General features: G+C 66.4%; 13 protein-coding genes, 1 tRNA gene, 3 rRNA genes and 1 pseudogene. 3 read left to right on the top strand and 15 right to left on the bottom strand.

Annotated elements, in window-relative coordinates; translation table 11 throughout:
* Nucleotides 1–48 precede the first annotated feature (48 nt).
* Together OG870_RS33370 and OG870_RS33365 are read right to left on the bottom strand one after the other, a co-directional pair.
* Entirely contained in the window at nt 49–732 is a 684-nt protein-coding gene (locus OG870_RS33370; protein ID WP_266522375.1) for a response regulator, read from the bottom strand.
* A gap of 244 nt (nt 733–976) precedes the next feature.
* Nucleotides 977–6,445: a HAMP domain-containing protein gene (locus tag OG870_RS33365; RefSeq protein WP_266522373.1), complete on the bottom strand. Its 5,469-nt coding sequence runs from the start codon at nt 6,443–6,445 to the stop codon at nt 977–979.
* 377 nt (nt 6,446–6,822) lie between these two features.
* Here OG870_RS33365 and OG870_RS33360 point away from each other — a divergent pair, with 377 nt between their 5' ends.
* Entirely contained in the window at nt 6,823–9,576 is a 2,754-nt protein-coding gene (locus OG870_RS33360; RefSeq protein WP_266590346.1) for a SpoIIE family protein phosphatase, read from the top strand.
* Nucleotides 9,577–9,628: 52 nt separating this feature from the next.
* On the opposite strand, the gene OG870_RS33355 is transcribed toward OG870_RS33360, so the two are convergent.
* The 9 genes and pseudogenes from OG870_RS33355 to OG870_RS33310 all read right to left on the bottom strand — a co-directional run.
* Nucleotides 9,629–9,704, bottom strand: a tRNA-Thr gene (locus OG870_RS33355).
* Nucleotides 9,705–9,777: 73 nt separating this feature from the next.
* Nucleotides 9,778–10,440 carry a DegT/DnrJ/EryC1/StrS family aminotransferase gene (locus OG870_RS33350; RefSeq protein ID WP_266523798.1) on the bottom strand — a complete coding sequence of 221 codons (663 nt, stop codon included), beginning with the start codon at nt 10,438–10,440 and terminating at the stop codon, nt 9,778–9,780.
* A gap of 114 nt (nt 10,441–10,554) precedes the next feature.
* Nucleotides 10,555–10,671, bottom strand: a 5S ribosomal RNA gene (gene rrf, locus OG870_RS33345).
* Between the two features lie 91 nt (nt 10,672–10,762).
* A 23S ribosomal RNA gene (locus OG870_RS33340) occupies nt 10,763–13,880 on the bottom strand.
* Between the two features lie 319 nt (nt 13,881–14,199).
* Nucleotides 14,200–15,725, bottom strand: a 16S ribosomal RNA gene (locus OG870_RS33335).
* Together the 16S, 23S and 5S rRNA genes form the textbook arrangement of a ribosomal RNA operon.
* A 506-nt stretch (nt 15,726–16,231) precedes the next feature.
* Nucleotides 16,232–17,917 (bottom strand): ribonuclease J, encoded by a 1,686-nt coding sequence (locus OG870_RS33330; protein WP_266522369.1) that lies wholly within the window; start codon nt 17,915–17,917, stop codon nt 16,232–16,234.
* 141 nt (nt 17,918–18,058) lie between these two features.
* The gene (gene dapA / locus OG870_RS33325) at nt 18,059–18,958 is read right to left on the bottom strand and encodes a 4-hydroxy-tetrahydrodipicolinate synthase (RefSeq protein ID WP_266522367.1); all 900 of its coding nucleotides are present in this window, start codon (nt 18,956–18,958) and stop codon (nt 18,059–18,061) included.
* 211 nt (nt 18,959–19,169) lie between these two features.
* Nucleotides 19,170–20,156, bottom strand: a complete 987-nt coding sequence (thyX, locus tag OG870_RS48270) for an FAD-dependent thymidylate synthase (RefSeq protein WP_406322753.1) — start codon at nt 20,154–20,156, stop codon at nt 19,170–19,172.
* A pseudogene (locus OG870_RS33310) lies at nt 20,154–20,399 on the bottom strand (FAD-dependent thymidylate synthase); the annotation flags it as partial. The gene thyX and the pseudogene OG870_RS33310, both read right to left, overlap by 3 nt.
* A 263-nt stretch (nt 20,400–20,662) precedes the next feature.
* Here OG870_RS33310 and OG870_RS33305 point away from each other — a divergent pair.
* Complete coding sequence (locus tag OG870_RS33305) at nt 20,663–20,899, top strand: hypothetical protein (protein WP_266522365.1); 237 nt, start codon at nt 20,663–20,665, stop codon at nt 20,897–20,899.
* Nucleotides 20,900–20,989: 90 nt separating this feature from the next.
* Nucleotides 20,990–21,544 carry a PH domain-containing protein gene (locus OG870_RS33300; protein ID WP_266522363.1) on the top strand — a complete coding sequence of 185 codons (555 nt, stop codon included), beginning with the start codon at nt 20,990–20,992 and terminating at the stop codon, nt 21,542–21,544.
* A 76-nt stretch (nt 21,545–21,620) separates the two neighbouring features.
* Here the strand turns inward: OG870_RS33300 and OG870_RS33295 are convergent, their stop codons facing one another.
* Genes OG870_RS33295 through OG870_RS33280 form a run of 4 tightly spaced genes read right to left on the bottom strand, consistent with a single transcriptional unit; the run spans nt 21,621 to nt 26,469 of the window.
* The gene (locus tag OG870_RS33295; RefSeq protein WP_266590344.1) at nt 21,621–22,073 is read right to left on the bottom strand and encodes a hypothetical protein; all 453 of its coding nucleotides are present in this window, start codon (nt 22,071–22,073) and stop codon (nt 21,621–21,623) included.
* 8 nt (nt 22,074–22,081) lie between these two features.
* Nucleotides 22,082–22,834, bottom strand: a complete 753-nt coding sequence (gene dapB, locus OG870_RS33290) for a 4-hydroxy-tetrahydrodipicolinate reductase (protein WP_266590341.1) — start codon at nt 22,832–22,834, stop codon at nt 22,082–22,084.
* Between the two features lie 42 nt (nt 22,835–22,876).
* A complete protein-coding gene (locus OG870_RS33285; RefSeq protein ID WP_266522356.1) occupies nt 22,877–24,256 on the bottom strand; it encodes a M16 family metallopeptidase in 1,380 nt (459 codons plus the stop codon).
* Nucleotides 24,253–26,469, bottom strand: a complete 2,217-nt coding sequence (locus OG870_RS33280; RefSeq protein ID WP_266522350.1) for a polyribonucleotide nucleotidyltransferase — start codon at nt 26,467–26,469, stop codon at nt 24,253–24,255. Before OG870_RS33280 ends, OG870_RS33285 begins: the two co-directional genes overlap by 4 nt.
* Nucleotides 26,470–26,592: the final 123 nt, after the last annotated feature.

Below are 26,592 nucleotides of genomic sequence, written 5' to 3'. Positions count from 1 at the left end.
GGCGCGGAACTGACGCGACCTCATACGCAACTGGTCCACGCCTGAACGTCAGTTCTGCGACGGCACCGACGATGCGCTGCCGGCCCCCGGCTCCAGGGCGTCCAGCGCCCGCCGCAGTCCCGTGAGTTTGCGTTCGAGATGAGCCGCGGTCGCCACGGCCGCCGCGTCCGCCGACTCGTCGTCGAGCTGCTTGGACAGCGCCTCGGCCTGCTCCTCGACCGCTGCGAGCCGTGCCGACAGCTCCGCGAGCAGTCCGGCAGGTTCCTTGGAGTCGCCGGCCGCGGCCTTGCCGCCACCGCCCTCCAACTGGAGCCGCAGCAGCGCCGCCTGCTCCCGGAGCTGGCAGTTCTTCATGTACAGCTCGACGAACACCGAGACCTTCGCCCGCAGCACCCACGGGTCGAACGGCTTGGAGATGTAGTCGACCGCACCGGCCGCGTACCCCCGGAAGGTGTGGTGGGGGCCGTGGTTGATCGCGGTGAGGAAGATGATCGGGATGTCCCGGGTCCGTTCTCGCCGCTTGATGTGGGCGGCTGTTTCGAAACCGTCCATTCCCGGCATCTGGACGTCCAACAGAATGACCGCGAAGTCGTCCGTGAGCAGTGCTTTGAGCGCTTCCTCCCCGGACGATGCCCGCACCAGCGTCTGATCGAGCGCAGAGAGGATGGCCTCCAGCGCCAGCAGATTCTCCGGCCGGTCATCGACCAGGAGGATCTTGGCCTTCTGCACCATGGCCCGCCCTCCTCGCCCCGGCTGTGCACCGGGTGCCGCCCCTGGGGACGACTCCCTTTCGCCGCCCGTCCTTGTGCCGGTCATCGTAGCCGCACCCCGCCCGTCGCCACACCCTGTCACCGTGATGTCACTGTGCACATAGCAGAAACGTAGTGGGAGACCAGAAGGTTCCCCGAATCCCGTACTTCTACACGGCTTCGGCCACACTGAGTCAGCAACTCCGCGTGAACATCGATGGTTCCCGTCACTCCCCCCGCATCCACTGCTCCATCACCGACAGCAGATGATCGGGATCGACCGGTTTGGTCACGTAGTCGGAGGCCCCCGACTCGATCGCCTTCTCCCGGTCGCCCTTCATCGCCTTCGCCGTCAGCGCGATGATCGGCAGACCCGCGAACTGCGGCATCCTGCGGATCGCCGTGGTCGTCGCGTAGCCGTCCATCTCCGGCATCATGATGTCCATCAGGACGACCGCGACGTCGTCGTGCTGTTCCAGGACCTCGATGCCCTCACGGCCGTTCTCGGCGTACAGCACCGACAGCCCGTGCTGCTCCAGCACGCTGGTCAGCGCGAACACGTTGCGGATGTCGTCGTCGACGATCAGCACCTTCTGGCCGCCGAAGCGGATCCCGCGGTGCGGAACCGGCGCCGTCTGCTCCGCGGCCGACCACTGCTCCTGGGGCGCCAGACGGTGGTCGACATCGAGTCCGGGCCTGCGGCGGCGCCTGAAGAGCGCCGCGGCGCCGTTCTGCGTCTCGCGGTACGACTTCACCTCGGCCGGCGTCTCGATCGCCACCTCGGCGCGCTGGGCAAGATCCGCGGCGGCCACCAGGTCGCCGGCCGCCAGGGCGGGCAGCGCCTGCTGGTAGCCCTGCGGCGGCAGTTCGCTCGGATGCAGCGGCAAATACAGCGTGAACGTCGATCCACGCCCCGGCTCGCTCTGTGCGTAGATCTCACCGCCGAGCAGCTGCGCGATCTCCCGCGAGATCGACAGGCCGAGCCCGGTACCGCCGTACTTGCGACTCGTCGTACCGTCCGCCTGCTTGAACGCCTCGAAGATCACCCGCATCTTGCTGGCGGCGATACCGATGCCGGTGTCGGTCACGGAGAACGCGATCAGGTCCGCGTCCGGATCGGTCATCGACCCGGCTTCGAGCAGTTGCTCCCGGATCGCCATGGGCACGTCCCGGCCCGCGGGCCGGATGACCAGCTCGACGGCACCGGAGTCGGTGAACTTCACCGCGTTGGACAACAGGTTCCGCAGCACCTGCAGCAGCCGTTGTTCGTCGGTGTGCAGCGTGGCGGGCAGCTCCGGCGACACCCGTACGGACAGGTCCAGGCCCTTCTCCGCGGTCAGCGGCCGGAAGGTGGCCTCCACGTAGTCGACGAGCTGGACGAGCGCGATGCGCGTCGGGGAGACGTCCATCTTGCCCGCCTCGACCTTCGACAGGTCGAGGATGTCGTTGATCAGCTGGAGCAGGTCGGAGCCCGCGCCGTGAATGGTCTCGGCGAACTCGACCTGCTTCGGAGTGAGGTTGGAGTCCGCGTTGTCGGCGAGCAGCTTGGCGAGGATCAGCAGCGAGTTGAGCGGCGTACGCAACTCGTGCGACATGTTGGCGAGGAACTCGCTCTTGTAGCGCATCGACACGGCGAGCTGCTCGGCGCGCTCCTCCAGGACCTGCCGCGCCTCCTCGATCTCGGTGTTCTTCACCTCGATGTCGCGGTTCTGCTGGGCCAGCAGCTCGGCCTTCTCCTCCAGCTCCGCGTTGGACGCCTGGAGGGCCTTCTGCCGGTTCTCCAACTCGGCCGACCGCTCACGGAGTTGCTCGGTCAGCTCCTGCGACTGCTTCAGCAACTGCTCCGTCTTGGTGTTGACGGAGATGGTGTTGACGCTGGTCGCGATCATCTCGGCGATCTGGTTGAGGAAGTCCTTCTGGATCTGCGTGAAGGGGGTGAAGGAGGCCAGCTCGATGATGCCGAGCACCTTGCCCTCGAACAGCACCGGAAGGACGATCACCTGCGCGGGCGGCGCCTCGCCGAGGCCGGAGGAGATCTTCAGGTAGCCACTGGGCGCGTTCTCCACGAGGATCGTGCGCTTCTCCTCGGCGGCCGTCCCGATCAACGCCTCGCCCGGCCGGAACGACGTCGGCATGGAGCCCATCGAGTAGCCGTACGACCCGAGCATCCGCAGCTCGTACGCGTCATCGCCCCCGGGGCTGAGCTCCTTGCCGTCGACGGGCGTCATCGCCACGAAGAAGGCGCCGTGCTGCGCGGAGACCACCGGCGTCAGCTCGCTCATGATCAGCGAGGCCACATCCTGCAGGTCGCGGCGGCCCTGCATCAGTGCGGAGATACGGGCCAAGTTGCCCTTCAGCCAGTCCTGCTCCTTGTTGGCGATCGTGGTGTCGCGCAGGTTGGCGATCATCTTGTTGATGTAGTCCTGCAGTTCCTGGATCTCGCCGGACGCGTCGACGTCGATCTTCAGGTTCAGGTCGCCGCGGGTCACCGCGGTCGCCACGCGCGCGATGGCGCGCACCTGCCGGGTCAGGTTCCCGGCCATCTCGTTCACGGACTCCGTGAGGTCGCGCCAGGTGCCGTCCACGTCACGCACGCGTGCCTGACCGCCGAGCTGACCCTCCGTACCCACCTCACGGGCGACTCGGGTGACCTCTTCGGCAAAGCTGGACAGCTGGTCGACCATCGTGTTGATCGTCGTCTTGAGCTCAAGGATCTCGCCACGAGCGTCAATGTCGATCTTCTTGGTCAGGTCACCCTTGGCGATGGCCGTGGTGACCATGGCGATGTTGCGCACCTGGCCGGTCAGGTTGGACGCCATCTGGTTCACGGACTCGGTGAGGTCCTTCCAGGTACCGGCCACACCGGGTACGTGCGCCTGCCCACCGAGGATGCCGTCCGTGCCCACCTCGCGGGCCACCTTGGTGACCTGGTCGGCGAACGAACTCAGCGTCTTCACCATGGTGTTGAAGGTGTCGGCGAGCTGCGCGACCTCGCCGCGCGCCTCGATCGTCACCGTCCGGGTCAGGTCACCGTTGGCCACGGCCGCGGCGACCTGGGAGATGTTGCGCACCTGCATGGTCAGGTTCTTGGCCATCAGGTTGACGTTGCCGCTGAGGTCCTTCCAGATGCCCGTGACGCCGGGCACGTGCGCCTGGCCGCCCAGGATGCCCTCGGTGCCCACCTCGCGGGCCACCCGGGTCACCTGCTCGGCGAAACTGGACAGTTGGTCAACCATCGTGTTGACCGTCGTGACGAGTTCGAGAATCTCGCCCTTCGCGTCAACAGTGATCTTCTTGGACAGGTCGCCCTTGGCGACCGCGGTCGTGACCTCGGCGATGTTGCGCACCTGGATGGTCAGGTTGTTCGCCATGAAGTTCACGGACTGCGTGAGGTCCTTCCAGGTGCCGGAGACACCCTGCACCTCGGCCTGACCGCCCAGCTGGCCCTCGGTGCCCACCTCGCGGGCGACCCTGGTGACCTCCTCCGCGAACGACGACAGCTGGTCGACCATCGTGTTCAGGGTGTTCTTCAGCTCCAGGATCTCCCCGCGCGCGTCCACGGTGATCTTCTGGGACAGGTCACCCCGGGCCACCGCCGTCGCGACCTGCGCGATGTTGCGCACCTGAGCCGTCAGGTTCCCGGCCATGCCGTTCACCGAATCGGTCAGGTCCCGCCACACACCGGCCACACCTGGCACCTGCGCCTGCCCGCCCAGACGACCCTCCGTGCCCACCTCACGGGCCACGCGGGTCACCTGGTCGGCGAACCCGGAGAGCTGGTCGACCATCGTGTTGATGGTGTTCTTCAGCTCCAGGATCTCCCCGCGCGCGTCGACGTCGATCTTCTGGGAGAGGTCACCCTGGGCGACCGCGGTGGTCACCTGCGCGATGTTGCGCACCTGGGCCGTCAGGTTCCCGGCCATGCCGTTGACGGAGTCGGTGAGCTCCTTCCACGTACCGGCCACACCCGGTACGACCGCCTGCCCGCCCAGCCGGCCCTCCGTGCCCACGTCCCGGGCCATCCGCGTGACCTGGTCGGCGAAGGACGACAGCTGGTCCACCATCGTGTTCACGGTGTTCTTCAGCTGGAGCATCTCGCCGGAGACGTCCACGGTGACCTTCTGCGACAGATCACCGTTGGCCACCGCCGTCGTCACCTGGGCGATGTTGCGCACCTGCCCGGTGAGGTTGCGGAAAGCGGTGTTGACCGAGTCGGTCAGGTCCTTCCAGGTTCCGGCCGCGCCCGGCACCTGCGCCTGCCCGCCCAGCTCACCCTCGACGCCGACCTCACGGGCCACACGCGTCACCTCGGAACCGAACGACGACAGCTGGTCGACCATGCCGTTGACGGTGTTCTTCAGCTCGAGCATCTCGCCGGCCACGTCGACCGTGACCTTCTGGGAGAGGTCACCGTTGGCCACCGCCGTCGTGACGGCCGCGATGTCCCTCACCTGAATGGTCAGATTCCGGAACACCGTGTTGACGGAGTCCGTCAGGTCCTTCCACGTGCCCGCCGCGCCCGGCACGTTCGCCTGACCACCCAGCTGCCCCGCGGCACCGACCTCGTTGGCCACGCGCGTGACCTCGTCCGCGAAGATCCGCAGCGTCTCGGTCATCTGGTTGATCGTGTCCGCGAGCTGCGCGACCTCACCGCGTGCCGACACGGTGACCTTCTGCGACAGGTCACCGTTGGCGACCGCGGTGGTGACCTGCGCGATACCGCGCACCTGGGCCGTCAGGTTGCCGGCCATGAGGTTCACCGAATCGGTGAGGTCCTTCCACACACCGGCCACACCCGGCACCTGCGCCTGACCGCCGAGCTCGCCCTCGGTGCCCACCTCGCGCGCGACACGCGTCACCTCGGAGGAGAAGGACGACAGCTGGTCCACCATCGTGTTGACGGTGTTCTTGAGCTCCAGCATCTCGCCGGCGACGTGAACCGTGACCTTCCGGGACAGGTCGCCCTTGGCCACCGCGGTCGTCACCAGGGCGATGTCCCGCACCTGGGCCGTCAGCCGGTACGCCATCGTGTTGACGGAGTCCGTGAGGTCCTTCCACGAACCCGACATGCCACGCACGCGTGCCTGACCACCCAGCTTGCCCTCGGTGCCCACCTCGCTGGCCACGCGCGTGACCTCGTCGGTGAACGTCGACAGCTGGTCGACGAGGTTGTTCACGGTCCGGCCGACCTTGAGGAACTCCCCCCGCAGCGGATGCCCGGTCCCGTCCTGGGCCTGCGTCCGCAGCTCCATGCGCGGCGACAGATCACCCTCTGCCACCGCCGACAGCACCCGGCCGACCTCGGAGACGGGCCGTACGAGGTCGTCCACGAGCGCGTTGGACGCCTCGATGGCGGCCACCCAGGAACCCTCATAGGCCCCCGTCTCCAGCCGCTCGGTGAGCTTGCCCTCACGACCCACCATGCGCCGCACGCGCGACAGCTCACCCGTCAGATGCAGATTGCGGTCGGCCACCTCGTTGAAGACCGCCGCGATCTCGGACATCACGCCGTCCCCGGACACCGTGAGCCGTTTACGGAAGTTCCCGTCGCGCATCGCCACGAGAGCCGCCAACAGCCGGTTCATGGCGGCCGTGTCCACCGCGGTGGTCCCACCACGCGGTTTACGCTGGTTACTCAGGGACTGTCCGCCTTTCGCGCGCGTCTTAGTGCCCCGCGTCGCTGCGCCAGACTCCACTGTGTCCCTCCCGCAGGGGTCGACCGTTACTGCTGTGCTCCGGTACTACCGTTCGCCGTACCAGTTACTACTGCGTAGTTCTGCCGGATGTAACCAGGCCACACCACGGGCTGCTGCCCGCTGTGCGCGGAAGACACTCCACCTGCCCGGACCTTCACAAGAAGCTTGCCCAGTGTTTCACCCTGCCTGAACCCGGCCATAACAGTTCGGCAGCTTCGCACATCGTCCGCACACCCTCTGGGCGGAAACACTGCAGACCGGCATCCGCATGGACGGCGAAGGTAAGTAACCTTGCATGCGGCTGTCCAGCCGCGCCGGTCCGTCCGGCCTGGGCGGTGGCACGAGCACGAGCGGGCATCGGAGGGCGGCCGCACAACATGACCACCGGACTGATCCCGGGGGGACAACCCCCGGACCCCCGGCCGACGGGCGGCCTGCCGCATCAGCGGCACGAGCCGGTCGGCCAGGCAGCCCTGCCCGTCGACAACCGGACGAGGAGTTCTGTGATCACCGCGCGCGCGGCCGCCAGCTTCGAGCCCGTCGGACGATCGGTGGCGACGGCCCGCTCCTTCGTCCGCGACACCCTTCAGGGCTGGGGCTTCGCCGATATCGTCGACGACGCCGTGGTCCTCACCAGCGAGCTGGTGACCAACGCCGTGGTGCATGCCGGCACGTCCGCGGACGTCCTGTGCCTGCGCAGTGACGAGGGTGTACGTATCGAGGTGGCCGACCGCTACCCGGAGCGCGAGATCCCCCTCCAGGGCCACCCCGTCAACATGGGCAGCCCCGACCGCGAGGGCGGCCGCGGGCTCCAGCTGTGCGCGGCGCTCGCCGGCCGCTGGGGCGTCGACTACACACCGACGCAGAAGCAGGTCTGGTTCCACCTGGACCTCCCCCAGCGCTCTGTCGGTACGCGCGCGGCGGGCCCCTCACTCCCCTCCGACCTCCTCCCCCTCGCCGACGGCCGGGTCCGCGTGGCGGTCATCCAGATCGACCGCACCGGCTCCATCACGTCGTGGAACGAGGACGCGGAGGAACTCTTCGGCTACCCGGCCGAACAGGTCAGCGGCAAGCCCCTCACCGACTTCGCCGCCTGGCCGCACACCCCCGGCACCAGCACGGGCATCGTGGAGGCACTCCAGCTCTCCCGCTGGGAGGGCAGCTATGGCATAAGAGGCGCCAACGGCCGCGTCACTCCGGTGTACGCCTCCCACCTCCGCGTCCGCGACACGGGCGGCGAGCCCTCCACGGTCTGCCTCCTCGTGCGGGAACACGAGCGGGCCGTCCTGCAGACCCCGCTGCGCATCCCGTCCTCCGACTCGGCGACCACCTCCGACGGCCAGAGCTCCGACCCGTTCGAGGTGTTCATCGGCTCGCCGGCCCCGGACGACCTCGACGGCCTCCTCCAGCGGACGGTGGAGCGCGCCCGCGACATGCTCGACGCCGACTCCGCCTTCCTGCTCCTCGCGACCGACGACGAAACGGAGCTGGAGGTCCGCGCCTCCACAGGCCTGCCCTCCGCCCGCCAGCGCTTCGCCCGCGTGCCCGTCGAGGCGGGCCCCGGCCGCTACGGCTCGGCCCGCATGCCGGCGGTCCACGACGACTTGGCGGCCGTACCCGGCGCGGTCCCGCTCCTCAGCGGCACGGGCATGCGCTCGGTCGTCACGGTCCCCCTCAAGGTCGAGGGTCGCCTCACCGGCTCCCTCGGCGTGGCGGCGGAGGGACCAGGCAGATACTCGAACGAGGAGGCCCTGCGCCTCCAATTCGCCGCGGACCGCATCGCGTTGGCGGTCGAGTCGGCCCGCCTCGGCGAACTGGAACGACTGCGCCGAGGCTCCCTGAGCTTCCTCGTCGAGGCCTCCGACCTGCTGGCCGGCACCCTGGACCGCGACCAGACCCTGGCCCTCATGGCACAGATGACGGTCCCCACACTCGCCACCTGGTGTGCCGTCTACACGATCGCCGACCAGGCCTCCGAGCCCTACCTCTCGTACGTCCTGCACGAGGACGAGGAACTCATCGACGGCATCAAGTCGTTGCTCTCGAAGGTGTCCCCGCCCGACCCGGTCCCCACCCCCGGCGCCCGTGTCTGGTCGGCTCCCGGCGAGGTGGCCCACCAGGCAGCCCTGCGCAGTTCCATGCGCAGCCTCGGCCTGAGCGGCGGTCCGACCCATCAGATCGCCTCGGGTATCGGCCCCACGCTCGCCACGGCCTCCGCGGTGGGCGGTGAGACAGTCGTGCTCCCCCTGGTGGCCCGCAACCGCGTCATCGGCATGCTGACGCTCGGCAAGCCCACCGACGAGCACTTCCGCCAGGAAATCCTGGAACTGGCCGAGGACTTGAGCCGCAGGGCCGCCCTCGCCCTCGACAACGCCCGCCTCTACTCCGAGCGCACGGCCATCAGCCAGGCCCTCCAGCGCAGCCTCCTGCCGCCCGAACTCCCCGAGATCGACGGCGTCGAGGTCGAGGTCATCTACCGCGCGGCCGGCGAGGGCAACGAGGTCGGCGGTGACTTCTACGACCTCTTCCCCATCAGCGACGGCGCCTACGGCTTCGCCATCGGCGACGTCTGCGGTACGGGCCCGAACGCGGCCGCCGTCACGGGCCTGGCCCGGCACGCCCTGCGCCTGCTGGCCCGCGAGGGCCTCAGCGGCCCGGCCGTCCTGGAACGACTGAACTCGGCCATTCTCGACGAGGGCGCCCGCAGCCGCTTCCTGACCCTTCTCTACGGCGAGATGCGACCGCAGGAGGACGGCAGCGCGGAACTGAAGGTGGTCTGCGCCGGACACCCCCTCCCACTCCGCCTGCGGCAGGACGGCACCGTGGAGCCGGCCGCCGAACCGCAGCCGCTCCTGGGCGTGATGGAGGACCTGGAGCTCTACGAGCAGACGGTCACCCTCGACCCGGGGGATGTCCTGCTGTGCGTCACGGACGGCGTCACGGAACGCCGCGAGGGCACCCGCATGCTGGGCGACGACGGCCTCTCCGATGTCCTCACCACCTGCACGGGCCTGACGGCGGGTGCGGTCGCCGCCCGCATCATGCGCGCGGTGGAACGCTTCGCATCCGACGCCCCGTCCGACGACATGGCGATCCTGGCCATGCGAGTCCCGGGCCTCCACAAGGACTGACAGACGCCGGAACACGAAGAAGGCCCCGCCCAATTGGGCGGGGCCTTCTGGCTGGAGCCCCCAAACGGAATCGAACCGTTGACCTTCTCCTTACCATGGAGACGCTCTACCGACTGAGCTATAGGGGCCTGTTGCCTTACGAGGTTTCCCTCGTGGCAACGGAATAGATCATACCCCGAACAGACACGTGCTCCCAACCGCTCAGAAAGCAGGCTGGAGCAGTCCGCCCAGTGCGTTGCACGCGCCGACGATCCGCTGCATGTCCCGCTTCGTCAACGCGGCGTCCACAGGCAGCGCGAGGGTCTCATCGGCCGCCCGCTCGGTCTCGGGCAAGTGCACGCACCGACGGAATTCCGGCAGCCTGTGCACGGGCGTCTTCACCGGCACCCGGCACTCAACTCCCCTGGACCGCACGGCCCGGGCAAAGGCATCCCGGTCCGGCCGCCCGTTCCCGGGCACCCGGACGACGTACTGCTGATACGTGTGCCCGTCACCACCGTCGGGCGTCCGTACGCCCCTCAACTTGGCGTCGAGATAAGCGGCACGCTCCCGTCGTTGAGCGATCTCGTCGTACGGCACCTCTGACTCGCCCTGCTCCAGCACCAGGAGCTGGTGCCGCTGTCCCACACCGTGCAGCCGCGTGATGTCAGCCGGCCGACCGAAGCGGTGCACGACAACGATCGCCGCCGTCCGCGAAGTTACGGCTGCCTCGACAGCGGACGCGTCCAGGCAGTACGTCAACGGATCTATGTCGGCGAACACCGGCAGCGCACCCGCGAGGGCGACCGCTCCGGCGACCTCGGCGTTCCCGAAGGCCGGCACGACAACCTCGTCACCGACACCGACGCCGGCGGCCCTGAGCATTGCAGCAGTACCCATGCCTCGGATGGTTGTTGCGCAACGTGAACTTCAAGTGACGCAGAACAAAAAAGGGTTGGACCCTGAACCGAAGTTCAGGATCCAACCCTTTGAATGATTGTTCGGCGGCGTCCTACTCTCCCACAGGGTCCCCCCTGCAGTACCATCGGCGCTGTAAGGCTTAGCTTCCGGGTTCGAAATGTAACCGGGCGTTTCCCTCACGCTATAACCACCGAAACACTATGAAACTGTTCAGCCGCACCGTTGTCGTGGCCCGACAACGGGGCTGTTCGTGGTTTCAGAACCAACACAGTGGACGCGAGCAACTGAGGACAAGCCCTCGGCCTATTAGTACCGGTCACCTCCACCCATTACTGGGCTTCCAGATCCGGCCTATCAACCCAGTCGTCTACTGGGAGCCTTACCCCATCAAGTGGGTGGGAATACTCATCTCGAAGCAGGCTTCCCGCTTAGATGCTTTCAGCGGTTATCCCTCCCGAACGTAGCCAACCAGCCATGCCCTTGGCAGAACAACTGGCACACCAGAGGTTCGTCCGTCCCGGTCCTCTCGTACTAGGGACAGCCCTTCTCAATATTCCTGCGCGCGCAGCGGATAGGGACCGAACTGTCTCACGACGTTCTAAACCCAGCTCGCGTACCGCTTTAATGGGCGAACAGCCCAACCCTTGGGACCGACTCCAGCCCCAGGATGCGACGAGCCGACATCGAGGTGCCAAACCATCCCGTCGATATGGACTCTTGGGGAAGATCAGCCTGTTATCCCCGGGGTACCTTTTATCCGTTGAGCGACGGCGCTTCCACAAGCCACCGCCGGATCACTAGTCCCGACTTTCGTCCCTGCTCGACCCGTCGGTCTCACAGTCAAGCTCCCTTGTGCACTTACACTCAACACCTGATTGCCAACCAGGCTGAGGGAACCTTTGGGCGCCTCCGTTACTCTTTAGGAGGCAACCGCCCCAGTTAAACTACCCATCAGACACTGTCCCTGATCCGGATCACGGACCCAGGTTAGACATCCAGCACGACCAGACTGGTATTTCAACGACGACTCCCCCTGAACTGGCGTCCAGAGTTCACAGTCTCCCAGCTATCCTACACAAGCCGAACCGAACACCAATATCAAACTGTAGTAAAGGTCCCGGGGTCTTTCCGTCCTGCTGCGCGAAACGAGCATCTTTACTCGTAGTGCAATTTCACCGGGCCTATGGTTGAGACAGTCGAGAAGTCGTTACGCCATTCGTGCAGGTCGGAACTTACCCGACAAGGAATTTCGCTACCTTAGGATGGTTATAGTTACCACCGCCGTTTACTGGCGCTTAAGTTCTCAGCTTCGCACGCCCGAAAGCGCACTAACCGGTCCCCTTAACGTTCCAGCACCGGGCAGGCGTCAGTCCGTATACATCGCCTTACGGCTTCGCACGGACCTGTGTTTTTAGTAAACAGTCGCTTCTCGCTGGTCTCTGCGGCCACCCCCAGCTCATGGAGAAAATCCAATCACCGGTGATGGCCCCCCTTCTCCCGAAGTTACGGGGGCATTTTGCCGAGTTCCTTAACCATAGTTCACCCGAACGCCTCGGTATTCTCTACCTGACCACCTGAGTCGGTTTAGGGTACGGGCCGCCATGAAACTCGCTAGAGGCTTTTCTCGACAGCATAGGATCATCCACTTCACCACAATCGGCTCGGCATCAGGTCTCACCCACATGCCATCCGGATTTACCTGGATGACGGGCTACACCCTTACCCCGGGACAACCACCGCCCGGGCTGGACTACCTTCCTGCGTCACCCCATCACTCACCTACTACAAGTCTGGTCCGTCGGCTCCACCACTTTCCATTCCCCGAAGGGTCCGGAACGGCTTCACGGACTTAGCATCGCCTGATTCAATGTTTGACGCTTCACAGCGGGTACCGGAATATCAACCGGTTATCCATCGACTACGCCTGTCGGCCTCGCCTTAGGTCCCGACTTACCCTGGGCAGATCAGCTTGACCCAGGAACCCTTAGTCAATCGGCGCACACGTTTCTCACGTGTGTATCGCTACTCATGCCTGCATTCTCACTCGTGAACCGTCCACCACTGCCTTCCGGCGCGGCTTCACCCGGCACACGACGCTCCCCTACCCATCACAGCCTCCGTTGGGAGTATTGCTGCAATGACACGACTTCGGCGGTACGCTTGAGCCCCGCTACATTGTCGGCGCGGAATCACTAGACCAGTGAGCTATTACGCACTCTTTCAAGGGTGGCTGCTTCTAAGCCAACCTCCTGGTTGTCTGTGCGACTCCACATCCTTTCCCACTTAGCGTACGCTTAGGGGCCTTAGTCGATGCTCTGGGCTGTTTCCCTCTCGACCATGGAGCTTATCCCCCACAGTCTCACTGCCGCGCTCTCACTTACCGGCATTCGGAGTTTGGCTAAGGTCAGTAACCCGGTAGGGCCCATCGCCTATCCAGTGCTCTACCTCCGGCAAGAAACACACGACGCTGCACCTAAATGCATTTCGGGGAGAACCAGCTATCACGGAGTTTGATTGGCCTTTCACCCCTAACCACAGGTCATCCCCCAGGTTTTCAACCCTGGTGGGTTCGGTCCTCCACGAAGTCTTACCTCCGCTTCAACCTGCCCATGGCTAGATCACTCCGCTTCGGGTCTTGAGCGCGCTACTATACCGCCCTATTCGGACTCGCTTTCGCTACGGCTTCCCCACTCGGGTTAACCTCGCAACACACCGCAAACTCGCAGGCTCATTCTTCAAAAGGCACGCAGTCACGAGAATGTGCAAGCACATTCCGACGCTCCCACGGCTTGTAGGCACACGGTTTCAGGTACTATTTCACTCCGCTCCCGCGGTACTTTTCACCATTCCCTCACGGTACTATCCGCTATCGGTCACCAGGGAATATTTAGGCTTAGCGGGTGGTCCCGCCAGATTCACACGGGATTTCTCGGGCCCCGTGCTACTTGGGTGTCTCTCAAACGAGCCGCTGATGTTTCGACTACGGGGGTCTTACCCTCTACGCCGGACCTTTCGCATGTCCTTCGCCTACATCAACGGTTTCTGACTCGTCTCACGGCCGGCAGACCGTAAAAGAGAGATCCCACAACCCCGTATACGCAACCCCTGCCGGGTCTCACACGCATACGGTTTGGCCTCATCCGGTTTCGCTCGCCACTACTCCCGGAATCACGGTTGTTTTCTCTTCCTGCGGGTACTGAGATGTTTCACTTCCCCGCGTTCCCTCCACTTGCCCTATGTGTTCAGGCAAGGGTGACAGCCCATGACGACTGCCGGGTTTCCCCATTCGGACACCCCCGGATCAAAGCCTGGTTGACGACTCCCCGGGGCCTATCGTGGCCTCCCACGTCCTTCATCGGTTCCTGGTGCCAAGGCATCCACCGTGCGCCCTTAAAAACTTGGCCACAGATGCTCGCGTCCACTGTGCAGTTCTCAAACAACGACCAGCCACCCATCACCCCGCCACACTCGGCGAGTTCACTGGGGCCGGCACTGAAGGCAGCCAACACTCGGCCGTACCTTCAGACACCCAACAGCGTGCCCGACCCGACTCCCGCCCGGAGATCATGCTTTCCACACTCCGAAGAGCAGTACTGGCAGCCTCCGACCCGTGAACCGGACCGAATAATCAACGTTCCACCCATGAGCAACCAGCATCGGACGTTCGCCGATGAACTGGCCTCTGACCTCACCCCGGAGGGATCGGTAAGAAGTGCTCCTTAGAAAGGAGGTGATCCAGCCGCACCTTCCGGTACGGCTACCTTGTTACGACTTCGTCCCAATCGCCAGTCCCACCTTCGACAGCTCCCTCCCACAAGGGGTTGGGCCACCGGCTTCGGGTGTTACCGACTTTCGTGACGTGACGGGCGGTGTGTACAAGGCCCGGGAACGTATTCACCGCAGCAATGCTGATCTGCGATTACTAGCAACTCCGACTTCATGGGGTCGAGTTGCAGACCCCAATCCGAACTGAGACCGGCTTTTTGAGATTCGCTCCACCTCACGGTATCGCAGCTCATTGTACCGGCCATTGTAGCACGTGTGCAGCCCAAGACATAAGGGGCATGATGACTTGACGTCGTCCCCACCTTCCTCCGAGTTGACCCCGGCGGTCTCCTGTGAGTCCCCATCACCCCGAAGGGCATGCTGGCAACACAGGACAAGGGTTGCGCTCGTTGCGGGACTTAACCCAACATCTCACGACACGAGCTGACGACAGCCATGCACCACCTGTACACCGACCACAAGGGGGGCACCATCTCTGATGCTTTCCGGCGTATGTCAAGCCTTGGTAAGGTTCTTCGCGTTGCGTCGAATTAAGCCACATGCTCCGCTGCTTGTGCGGGCCCCCGTCAATTCCTTTGAGTTTTAGCCTTGCGGCCGTACTCCCCAGGCGGGGAACTTAATGCGTTAGCTGCGGCACCGACGACGTGGAATGTCGCCAACACCTAGTTCCCACCGTTTACGGCGTGGACTACCAGGGTATCTAATCCTGTTCGCTCCCCACGCTTTCGCTCCTCAGCGTCAGTAATGGCCCAGAGATCCGCCTTCGCCACCGGTGTTCCTCCTGATATCTGCGCATTTCACCGCTACACCAGGAATTCCGATCTCCCCTACCACACTCTAGCTAGCCCGTATCGAATGCAGACCCGGGGTTAAGCCCCGGGCTTTCACACCCGACGTGACAAGCCGCCTACGAGCTCTTTACGCCCAATAATTCCGGACAACGCTTGCGCCCTACGTATTACCGCGGCTGCTGGCACGTAGTTAGCCGGCGCTTCTTCTGCAGGTACCGTCACTTTCGCTTCTTCCCTGCTGAAAGAGGTTTACAACCCGAAGGCCGTCATCCCTCACGCGGCGTCGCTGCATCAGGCTTGCGCCCATTGTGCAATATTCCCCACTGCTGCCTCCCGTAGGAGTCTGGGCCGTGTCTCAGTCCCAGTGTGGCCGGTCGCCCTCTCAGGCCGGCTACCCGTCGTCGCCTTGGTGAGCCATTACCTCACCAACAAGCTGATAGGCCGCGGGCTCATCCTTCACCGCCGGAGCTTTCAACCACCACCCATGCGAGTGGCAGTGATATCCGGTATTAGACCCCGTTTCCAGGGCTTGTCCCAGAGTGAAGGGCAGATTGCCCACGTGTTACTCACCCGTTCGCCACTAATCCACCCCGAAGGGCTTCATCGTTCGACTTGCATGTGTTAAGCACGCCGCCAGCGTTCGTCCTGAGCCAGGATCAAACTCTCCGTGAATGTTGTCCCGTAATCGGGATGACACCACGAGAGCGGAACAGCCGGGCGGAATAAGCCCAGCCGTTCACAGCGTCCTCGCTGTGTTTTACTTCAAAGGAACCTCGACCACCGGATGATTCCGGCAGACGGGGTATCAACATATCTGGCGTTGATTTTTGGCACGCTGTTGAGTTCTCAAGGAACGGACGCTTCCTTTGTACTCACCCTCTCGGGCTTTCCTCCGGGCGCTTCCCTTCGGTCTTACGTTTCCGACTCTATCAGACCGTTTCCCGATCCGATTTCCTCGGTGCTTTCCAGGTTTCCGCTTTCGCGTTTCCCTTTCCGGCGGTTCCGACTTTATCAGAGATTCTGAGTCGGATTTCCCGCCCCGATCGGGGACTGGTTCCGACGCACGAAGCGTCCGGGTTCCCGTTCTGGCGGAGCCGTAAACGTACTGGAGCGGGGCGCCCCGATGCAAATCGAGGCGCCCCGCTCCGAGTTCAGGCGTACGAGAGGTCGTACGCCCGTCAGACCTCCACCACGACAGGGAGGATCATCGGCCTGCGCCGATACGTGTCGGAGACCCACTTGCCGAGGGTGCGGCGGATGAGTTGCTGCAGCTGGTGCGGCTCCACCACCCCGTCCTGGGCCGAGCGTTCCAGCACCTCGGTGATCTTCGGGATCACGCCGCCGAAGGCCGAGTCCTCGATGCCCGAGCCGCGTGCCTGGATGTGCGGGCCGCCCGTGATCTTGCCCGTGGACGAGTCCACCACCAGGAAGACCGAGATGATGCCCTCGTCGCCGAGGATCTTCCGGTCCTTCAGGGCCGGCTCGCCCACGTCGCCGACCGAGAGCCCGTCGACGTAGACGTAACCCGCCTGGACCTTGCCCGAGATCTTCGCCTTGCCCTCGACGAGGTCGACGACCACGCCGTCCTCGGCGATGACGATGCGGTCGTGCGGGACGCCGGTCAGGGCGCCCAGTTCGGCGTTGGCGCGCAGGTGGCGCCATTCGCCGTGGACCGGCATCAGGTTCTTCGGGCGGCAGATGTTGTAGAAGTACAGGAGCTCGCCCGCGGACGCGTGGCCCGAGACGTGCACCTTGGCGTTGCCCTTGTGGACGACGTTGGCGCCCCAGCGGGTCAGGCCGTTGATCACGCGGTAGACCGCATTCTCGTTGCCGGGGATCAGGGACGACGCCAGGATCACCGTGTCGCCGTCGACGATGCGGATCTGGTGATCGCGGTTGGCCATGCGGGACAGGGCCGCCATCGGCTCACCCTGTGAGCCCGTGCAGACCAGCACGACCTCGCTGTCGGGCAGGTCGTCCAGTGTCTTCACGTCAACGACCAGGCCCGGCGGGACCTTCAAATATCCCAGGTCCCGCGCGATGCCCATGTTGCGGACCATCGAGCGGCCGACGAAGGCGACCCTGCGGCCGTACTCGTGGGCCGCGTCCAGGATCTGCTGGATGCGGTGGACGTGGCTGGCGAAGCTCGCCACGATGATCCGCTTGCGGGCGGACCCGAACACCTGGCGCAGGACGTTGGAGATGTCGCGCTCGGGCGGGACGAAGCCGGGAACCTCTGCGTTCGTCGAGTCGGCGAGGAGCAGGTCGATGCCCTCCTCGCTCAGTCGCGCGAACGCGTGGAGGTCCGTGAGACGGCCGTCCAGCGGGAGCTGGTCCATCTTGAAGTCGCCGGTGTGGACGACCATGCCGGCGGGGGTGCGGATCGCGACCGCCAGGGCGTCCGGGATGGAGTGGTTGACCGCGACGAACTCGCAGTCGAAGGGGCCCACGCGTTCGCGGTTACCCTCCGCCACCTCCAGGGTGTACGGGCGGATGCGGTGCTCCTGGAGCTTGGCCTCGATGAGGGCGAGGGTCAGCTTGGAGCCGATCAGCGGGATGTCCGGCTTCTCGCGCAGGAGATAGGGGACGCCGCCGATGTGGTCCTCGTGGCCGTGCGTGAGGACGATGCCGTCGATGTCGTCGAGGCGGTCCCTGACGGACGAGAAGTCCGGCAGGATCAGGTCGATCCCGGGCTGCTCCTCCTCGGGGAAGAGCACGCCGCAGTCGACGATCAGAAGACGGCCGCCGTATTCGAAGACCGTCATGTTCCGGCCGATCTCGCCGAGACCGCCCAGTGGGGTGACGCGCAGGCCACCTTCGGGAAGCGGCGCGGGCAGGCCGAGTTGGGGATGCGGATGACTCAAAAGACTCTCCTCACCACACGCGCCACGTACCGGTGGGCACGTGGCGCGCATGACGTTCGTGCATGAGCAGTTGTCGTTGTGGGGTGCGGGCACCGGTGGCCCGCTTATTCAGTTGTGAAGCCTGTGGTGCCAAGTCTGGTGTTAGAGCTGTACCCCGCCCGCAGCAAGATCGATCTTGAGCTGGGCGATCTCCTCGGGCGTGCACTCGACCATGGGTGCCCGCAGGGGTCCCGCGGGCAGGCCCTGGAGGGCGAGGGCGGCCTTGGTGGTCATGACTCCCTGGGTGCGGAACATGCCCGTGTAGACCGGGAGCAGCTTCTGGTGGATCTCCGTGGCCTTCTGTACGTCGCCGGAGACGAAGGCGTCAACGAGGGCGCGCAGGTCGGGCGTGACCACATGGCCGACGACGGAGACGAAACCGACCGCGCCCACGGAGAGCAGCGGCAGGTTCAGCATGTCGTCGCCGGAGTACCAGGCGAGGCCGGAGCGCGCGATGGCCCAGCTCGCGCGGCCGAGGTCACCCTTGGCGTCCTTGTTGGCGACGATCCGCGGGTGCTCCGCGAGGCGGACCAGCGTCTCGGAGCTGATCGGCACGCCGCTGCGGCCCGGGATGTCGTAGAGCATGACCGGCAGCTCGGCGGCGTCGGCGACGGCCTTGAAGTGCCGGTACAGGCCTTCCTGCGGGGGCTTGTTGTAGTACGGCGTCACGACCAGGAGGCCGTGGGCGCCGACCTTCTCGGCGGCCTGGGCGAGCTCGGTGCTGTGGTGGGTGTCGTTCGTGCCGACTCCGGCCACGACGTGGGCGCGGTCGCCGACCGCCTCCAGTACGGCCCGTACGAGATCCGATTTCTCCGCGTCGCTGGTCGTGGGGGACTCGCCGGTGGTGCCGTTGATGATCAGGCCGTCGTTGCCTGCATCCACCAGGTGGGTGGCGAGCCGCTGAGCGCCGTCGAGGTCGAGTGCGCCGTCCGCCGTGAACGGCGTGACCATGGCGGTGAGGACCCTCCCGAAGGGGGTCTGCGGAGTGGAGGTCGGAGCCATGGGTAACACGCTACTCGCTGCTCAATGCGTGGTCTGCCCTTGGGGTGCGGGATAAGTCCGGACAAATGCGGAGCCCGGTACTGCCTGCTCGGGGGTTCAAGCAGTACCGGGTCCGTTTGATCAGGCTAGATGAACTTCTCCAAATGCCGCAATACGGACACTTCGCGAGGCTGACCCGTACATCTGTGCCCGGTTGGGGAGCGGGGGTGCGCTACGGCGCCACACGGCCGTTCGTGTTGAAGGCGGCGTGTGTGAGCGGCATGAGCCGGGCCCACTCGGCCTCCATCTTCTCGCCGACCATCTCGATCTCCCGCTGCGGGAAGGACGGGACCTTCGCCAGGGCGTGCCGGGTGCGCAGGCTGAGGAAGTGCATCAGCGAGCGGGCGTTGCAGGTGGCGTACATGGAGGAGAACAGGCCGACCGGGAGGGTGGCGCGGGCGACCTCGCGGGCGACGCCGGCCGCCAGCATCTCCTGGTACGCGGCGTAGGAGTGCCGGTAGGACTCCTCCATGGCGGCGGCCACGGCCTGTTGCTGTTCGGGGGTGCCGTGGACGAACTCGTACCTGCCGGGGCGGCCCTGCTGGACCAGCCTGCGGTCCTTGCCGGGGACGTAGAAGACCGGCTGGAGCTCGCGGTATCGCCCGGACTCCTCGTTGTACGAGTTGTGTACGACGAAACCGTCAGCGATGAAGTTGTGGTGCGGCGGCGGCATGGAGAGGTCGTAGGTCATCTCCTTCCCGTCGGGGACGACGGAGACGACGCCCTCCCAGCGCACGCGGAGGTGCTCCGGGACACCTGCCCGCCGGCCGACACCCACGCCGCCCAGTTGCCCGACCCGGTCGCCGGCGCGCAGGTCGCCCGCGCGAACCCAGCCGTCGGGCGTCCACACACGGTGGTCCGCGGTGCAGCGCAGGGCCTTGCCGTTGGTCGTCGCCACCTTGAGGATCGGCTTCACGCCGGACTCGAACACGTCCGCCACGGGCGCCTTCTCCGCCAGCCCGGTCTTCAGATCGACGGTGTCGGCCAGGAGGTTCTGCGAGGTCTTCAGCCCGCGCGTACGCCCCGTGGAATCGGGATCGGGCACACCCGGCATCCAGTCCTCATGGATGTCCGCGAGGCGTTTGGTCCTGCCGTTCTTGCCGGTGCCGACACGGATCATGGCGTCACCCGGCAGGCACCATCCGACCCGGTGGCGCATGAACTCGCGGAAGACGAAGATCGGGGCGCTGATGAAGAACGTCATCGAGTTGTGCTCGAAGGGGCTGCCGTGGCGGTCCCGCATGAGGTAGTTGATCAGGCCCTTGGAGCGCTCGGGATCCCTGTTCGTCTCGTCCAGGGACTGCTCGCCGAGGGTCGAGACGCGGGCGGCGAACAGCACGTCGGCGTCGGACGCGGTGTGCTTGACCAGCTCGACGGTGACGTCGCTGCGGAAGCTGGGCACGTGGCCGTCGGCAGGGGTCTCGGTCACGGCTCGGAGGATCCTTCCGTCACGTCGCTCAGGCCGCGCTCACTCTACGGCGGAGCCTGCACGGCACGGCCCGGCCAGGCCATGCCCGGCACTGACAACGGGGCGTTCGGTAGCGGGACACGACATACGCCGGCGAAATTCTGTGAATTCGGCGAAACCGGGCACCCTTTGGGGCAATCGCTCGTCTGTGTTGATGACAGTGATTCGTTCGATCCCCGAAGGGAGACGCACCACCGATGTTCCGCCGGCGTGAGCCCGTCCCGTTCGCCTTTCTCGCCGGAGCCGACAGGTTCCACAGCAACGTCACTCCCCCGCCCCGTCAGCGGGCCTCCGCCGGTCAGATAGCCGGGCGCTGGCTGCTGGGGCTCACGATCGTCGCCGGACTCGTGGGTTCCCTGGTCCTCGGGACGCCGGCGCTGTCCACCCCGGCCTCGACACCGGCTCAGCAGTCACAGGCGTCTCAGGGGCACTGACTCGTCCGGCCCCCCAAGGGTGGTGAGCGGGGACACCGCCGGATAACCTCACCGGGCACAGCCCATGCATGGATTGAGTGAGGACCAACCGTGCCCCTGCCCTTCCTGACGGCCGACCGCGCTTTCGAGGCAGCCGACGACATCGCGCTGCCCTTCGACGACCGCGACCGTTGGCGGCGCCCCTACCGTCCGGGGCCCTGGCGGGTGGGCGCTGCGGCGCTCTGGCTGCTGCTCGCCTCGTTCGTGCTGTTCGCCGCGGTCATCATCGCGTTCACCGCCCCGGCCCCGGAGGCCGCTGTGGTCTTCGGCATCGCGCTGGCCGTCATCGCGGTCGCCCTGCGACTGCTGCGCGTGGGCGCATGGGTGAGTGCGCGCGGACTGCGCCAGGTGAGCTTCTTCGGCACGCGTACGACCCCCTGGGACCGGATCGTCGCCGTGCGGACGGTGCAGCAGCCGGTGCGCTGGCTCGGGCTGCCGCGCACGGTGCAGGGGCAGGCGCTGGTCCTCGTACGCAATGACCGCGCGGCGCAGGACGCGCCCGTGCTGCTGACCACCCACAGCGCCGACTTCCTGGCGCGGGCCGGGTCGTTCGACCGGGCGGCGGACGCGATCGAGGCATGGGCGGCGGAGCACAGGCGCGACTGACCGGCGTCCGCACGCCGAAGGGGCCGGCCCGCGGTGTGTGCGGGCCGGCCCCTTCGGCGTGCGGACGAGGTATGGGTCAGGCCTCGACCGTTCTGCCGTCGTGCAGGGCGATGGCGCGTTGCATAGCCTTGCGGGCGCGTGGGGTGTCGCGGGCGTCGTGATAGGCGACGGCGAGGCAAAACCAGCTGCGCCAGTCGTCGGGAGCGGCCTCCGTCTCGGCCTTGCGCTTGGCGAAGACCTCGTCGGCCGAGTCGCGGTCGATACGGCCGCCGGGCGTGCGCCTGAGTTCGTCGACGGGCAGTCCGCCCTCGGCGTCGAGTTCGGCGGCGAGGGCGTTGGCCTTGCGGACGAACTGGGTGTTCTTCCACAGGAACCACAGGCCGATGACCGGCAGGATCAGGACCGCGACACCGAAGGTGACGGTGAGGACCGTGCCGGACTGGATGAGCATGACGCCGCGGCTGCCGACCAGGACGAAGTAGAAGACCAGGACGGCGGCCGTTATGGCGTAGGAGAGCTTGGCTCGCATCGCGGGTGTCAGCCCAGGTCCAGGAAGTGTTCCAGGCCGAAGGTCAGGCCCGGGGTGGTCACCACGCGGCGGGCGCCCAGCAGGATGCCCGGCATGAAGCTGCTGTGGTGCAGGGAGTCGTGCCGGACGGTCAGGGTCTCGCCCTCGCCGCCGAGCAGGACCTCCTGGTGGGCGAGCAGGCCGCGCAGCCGGATCGCGTGCACCGGGATGCCGTCGACGCTGGCGCCGCGCGCACCGTCCAGGGCCGTCTCCGTGGCGTCCGGTGCCGGGGCCGAACCCGCCTTCGCGCGGGCCTCGGCGATGAGCTGTGCCGTGCGCGTGGCGGTGCCGGAGGGGGCGTCCACCTTCTTGGGGTGGTGCAGTTCGACGACCTCGACCGACTCGAAGTAGGGCGCGGCGATCTGCGCGAACTTCATCGTGAGGACGGCGCCGATGGAGAAGTTGGGCGCGATGAGGACACCCGTCTGCGGGGACTCGGCCAGCCAGCCGTTCAACTGCGCGAGGCGCTCGTCGGTCCAGCCGGTCGTGCCGACGACCGCGTGGATGCCGTGGCCCACGCAGTACTCGAGGTTCTCCATCACCGAGGCGGGGGTGGTGAGTTCGACCGCGACCTGGGCGCCGGACTCGGCCAGCGCCTCCAGCGCGTCCCCCCGGCCGAGAGCGGCCACCAGCTCCATGTCCTCGGCCGCCTCGACGGCTCGTACCGCCTCGGCACCGATGCGGCCCTTCGCGCCGAGGACCGCCACACGCAGCTTGCTCATCTTCTTGCTTCCTTCACGGAGTTCTGAAAGTCCCGGAGGTGGTCAGGCGACGGCGTCGTTCAGACGGGCCGCCTGCTTGTCCTTGAGCGGGCCGATGACCGACAGCGAGGGCCGCTGTCCCAGGATCTCGCGGGCGACCGAGCGGACGTCGTCCGGGGTGACCGAGGCTATCCGGACCAGCAGGTCGTCGACGGACATCTGCTCGCCCCAGCACAGCTCGCTCTTGCCGATACGGTTCATCAGCGCGCCCGTGTCCTCAAGGCCCAGGACCGTGGAGCCGCGCAGCTGGCCGATGGCGCGGTCGATCTCGTCGTCGGAGAGGCCGTGCTCGGCGACATGGTCCAGTTCGTCGCGGCAGATCTTCAGCACGTCGTGGACCTGCGAGGGCCGGCAGCCGGCGTAGACGCCGAACAGGCCGCAGTCGGCGAAGCCCGAGGTGTACGAGTACACGCTGTAGGCCAGGCCGCGCTTCTCGCGGACCTCCTGGAACAGGCGGGACGACATGCCGCCGCCGAGCGCCGTGTTGAGCACCCCGAGGGCCCAGCGGCGGTCGTCCGTGCGGGCCAGTCCGGGCATGCCGAGGACGACGTGCGCCTGTTCGGTCTTGCGGCCGAGGAGTTCCACGCGGCCCGACGTGCGGATCGTGCGGCGGCCGTCGCGCGGGGCGATGGGGGCCGCCTCGGCGTTCCTGAAGGCGCCCGCCTTCTCGAAGGCCGCGCGGACCTGTCGTACGACCTTGTTGTGGTCGACGTTGCCGGCCGCCGCGACCACGAGGTGGGTCGGGTCGTAGTGCTTCTTGTAGAAGCGCCGGATGCGGTCGGCGGTGAGGGCGTTGACGGTGTCGACCGTGCCGAGGACCGGGCGGCCGAGGGGGTTGTCGCCGAACATGGTGTGCGCGAACAGGTCGTGCACGCAGTCGCCCGGGTCGTCCTCGGTCATCGCGATCTCTTCGAGGATGGCGCCGCGCTCGACGTCGACGTCCTCCTCGATGATGAGCGAGCCGGTCAGCATGTCGCAGACGACGTCGATGGCGAGGGGCAGGTCGGCGTCGAGCACGCGTGCGTAGTAGCACGTGTACTCCTTCGCCGTGAACGCGTTCATCTCGCCGCCGACCGCGTCGATCGCGGAGGAGATGTCGAGTGCGGACCTGCGCGTGGTGCCCTTGAAGAGCAGGTGCTCCAGGTAGTGCGTGGCACCGTTCAGGGACGGCGTCTCGTCGCGGGAGCCGACGTGCGCCCAGATGCCGAAGGTCGCGGAGCGCACCGAGGGCAGGGTCTCGGTGACGATGCGCAGTCCGCCCGGGAGGGTGGTCTTGCGGACCGTGCCGATGCCGTTCTCGCCCTTGATCAGGGTTTGGGTACGGGCGACGGCCCGCGCCTCCGAAGAGGTGCGGGCCGTCGCCGTGGAGCTGCTCGACGTCACTGGTCGGTGTCGTCCTTCTTGTCGTCGCTCTCTTCGCCCTCGATGACCGGGATCAGGGAGAGCTTGCCGCGGGAGTCGATCTCGGCGATCTCGACCTGGACCTTGGCGCCCACACCGAGAACGTCCTCGACGTTCTCCACGCGCTTGCCGCCGGCGAGCTTGCGGATCTGCGAGATGTGCAGCAGACCGTCCTTGCCCGGGAGCAGCGACACGAACGCACCGAAGGTGGTCGTCTTCACGACCGTGCCCAGGTAGCGCTCGCCGACCTCCGGCATGGTCGGGTTGGCGATGCTGTTGATCGTGGTGCGGGCGGCCTCGGCGGACGGTCCGTCGACCGCGCCGATGTAGATCGTGCCGTCGTCCTCGATCGTGATGTCGGCGCCGGTGTCCTCCTGGATCTGGTTGATCATCTTGCCCTTGGGGCCGATGACCTCACCGATCTTGTCCACGGGGATCTTGACGGTGATGATCCGCGGGGCGTTCGGGGACATCTCGTCCGGCGTGTCGATCGCTTCCATCATCACGTCGAGGATGTGGAGGCGGGCGTCACGGGCCTGCTTCAGAGCGGCGGCCAGGACGGAGGCCGGGATGCCGTCCAGCTTGGTGTCGAGCTGGAGGGCGGTCACGAACTCCTTGGTGCCGGCGACCTTGAAGTCCATGTCGCCGAAGGCGTCCTCCGCACCGAGGATGTCGGTGAGGGTGACGTAGTGCGTCTCGCCCTCGATGTCCTGGGAGATCAGGCCCATGGCGATACCGGCGACGGGGGCCTTCAGCGGCACACCGGCGTTCAGCAGCGACATGGTGGAGGCGCAGACCGAGCCCATGGACGTCGAGCCGTTCGAGCTCAGCGCCTCGGAGACCTGGCGGATCGCGTAGGGGAACTCCTCGCGCGTCGGCAGGACCGGCACCAGGGCGCGCTCGGCGAGCGCTCCGTGGCCGATCTCGCGGCGCTTCGGGGAGCCCACGCGGCCGGTCTCGCCGGTGGAGTACGGCGGGAAGTTGTAGTTGTGCATGTAGCGCTTGCGGGTCACCGGGGAGAGGGTGTCCAGCTGCTGCTCCATGCGGAGCATGTTGAGGGTGGTGACGCCCAGGATCTGGGTCTCGCCACGCTCGAACACCGCGGAGCCGTGCACGCGCGGGATGGCCTCGACCTCGGCGGCGAGCGTACGGATGTCCGTGACGCCACGGCCGTCGATGCGCTTCTTCTCCTTGATCACGCGCTCACGGACCAGCTGCTTGGTGAGCGAGCGGTACGCGGCGGAGATCTCCTTCTCGCGGCCCTCGAACTCCGGCAGGAGCTTCTCGGCGGCGAGCGCCTTGACGCGGTCCAGCTCGGACTCGCGCTCCTGCTTGCCCGCGATGGTCAGCGCGGAGGCGAGCTCCGGGCGGACGGCGCCGGTGAGCGCCTCCAGGACGTCGTCCTGGTAGTCGAGGAAGATCGGGAACTCGCCGGTCGGCTTGGCGGCCTTCGACGCGAGGTCGGCCTGGGCCTTGCAGAGCACCTTGATGAAGGGCTTCGCGGCGTCCAGACCGGCGGCGACGACCTCCTCGGTGGGCGCCTCGGCGCCGCCCTTGACCAGCTGGATGGTCTTGTCGGTGGCCTCGGCCTCGACCATCATGATCGCGACGTCGCCGTCCTCCAGGACGCGACCGGCGACGACCATGTCGAAGACGGCGTCCTCGAGCTCGGAGTGCGTCGGGAACGCGACCCACTGGTTGTTGATCAGCGCGACGCGGACGCCGCCGATCGGGCCGGAGAAGGGCAGACCGGCCAGCTGCGTGGACGCGGAGGCGGCGTTGATCGCCACGACGTCGTACAGGTGGTCGGGGTTGAGCGCCATGATGGTGGCGACGACCTGGATCTCGTTGCGCAGGCCCTTCTTGAAGGACGGGCGCAGCGGGCGGTCGATGAGGCGACAGGTGAGGATGGCGTCCTCGGAGGGACGGCCCTCACGGCGGAAGAAGCTGCCGGGGATCTTGCCGGCGGCGTACATCCGCTCCTCGACGTCCACCGTCAGGGGGAAGAAGTCGAGCTGGTCCTTGGGGTTCTTGGAGGCGGTGGTGGCCGACAGCACCATGGTGTCGTCGTCCAGGTACGCCACGGCGGAGCCGGCGGCCTGCTTGGCCAGGCGGCCCGTCTCGAAGCGGATGGTGCGAGTGCCGAAGGAGCCGTTGTCGATGACGGCCTCGGCGTAGTGGGTCTCGTTCTCCACTAGTGTTTTCTCCTCGTCTTCGTCCCTCCTGCCCGTGTGGCGGGGGGACGGTTGCGGAGAAGCGCTCCGTCTGGTGCGGGCCGGTCTTCGATCGAAGCACCCGGGTCGTTTCCCGGGGGCCAC

This window comes from Streptomyces sp. NBC_00461, from assembly GCF_036013935.1.
In the GTDB taxonomy this organism is placed as follows: domain Bacteria; phylum Actinomycetota; class Actinomycetes; order Streptomycetales; family Streptomycetaceae; genus Streptomyces.
Note: the sequence above shows the minus strand (reverse complement) of the source record. Positions and strands in the feature narration are given on the sequence as shown.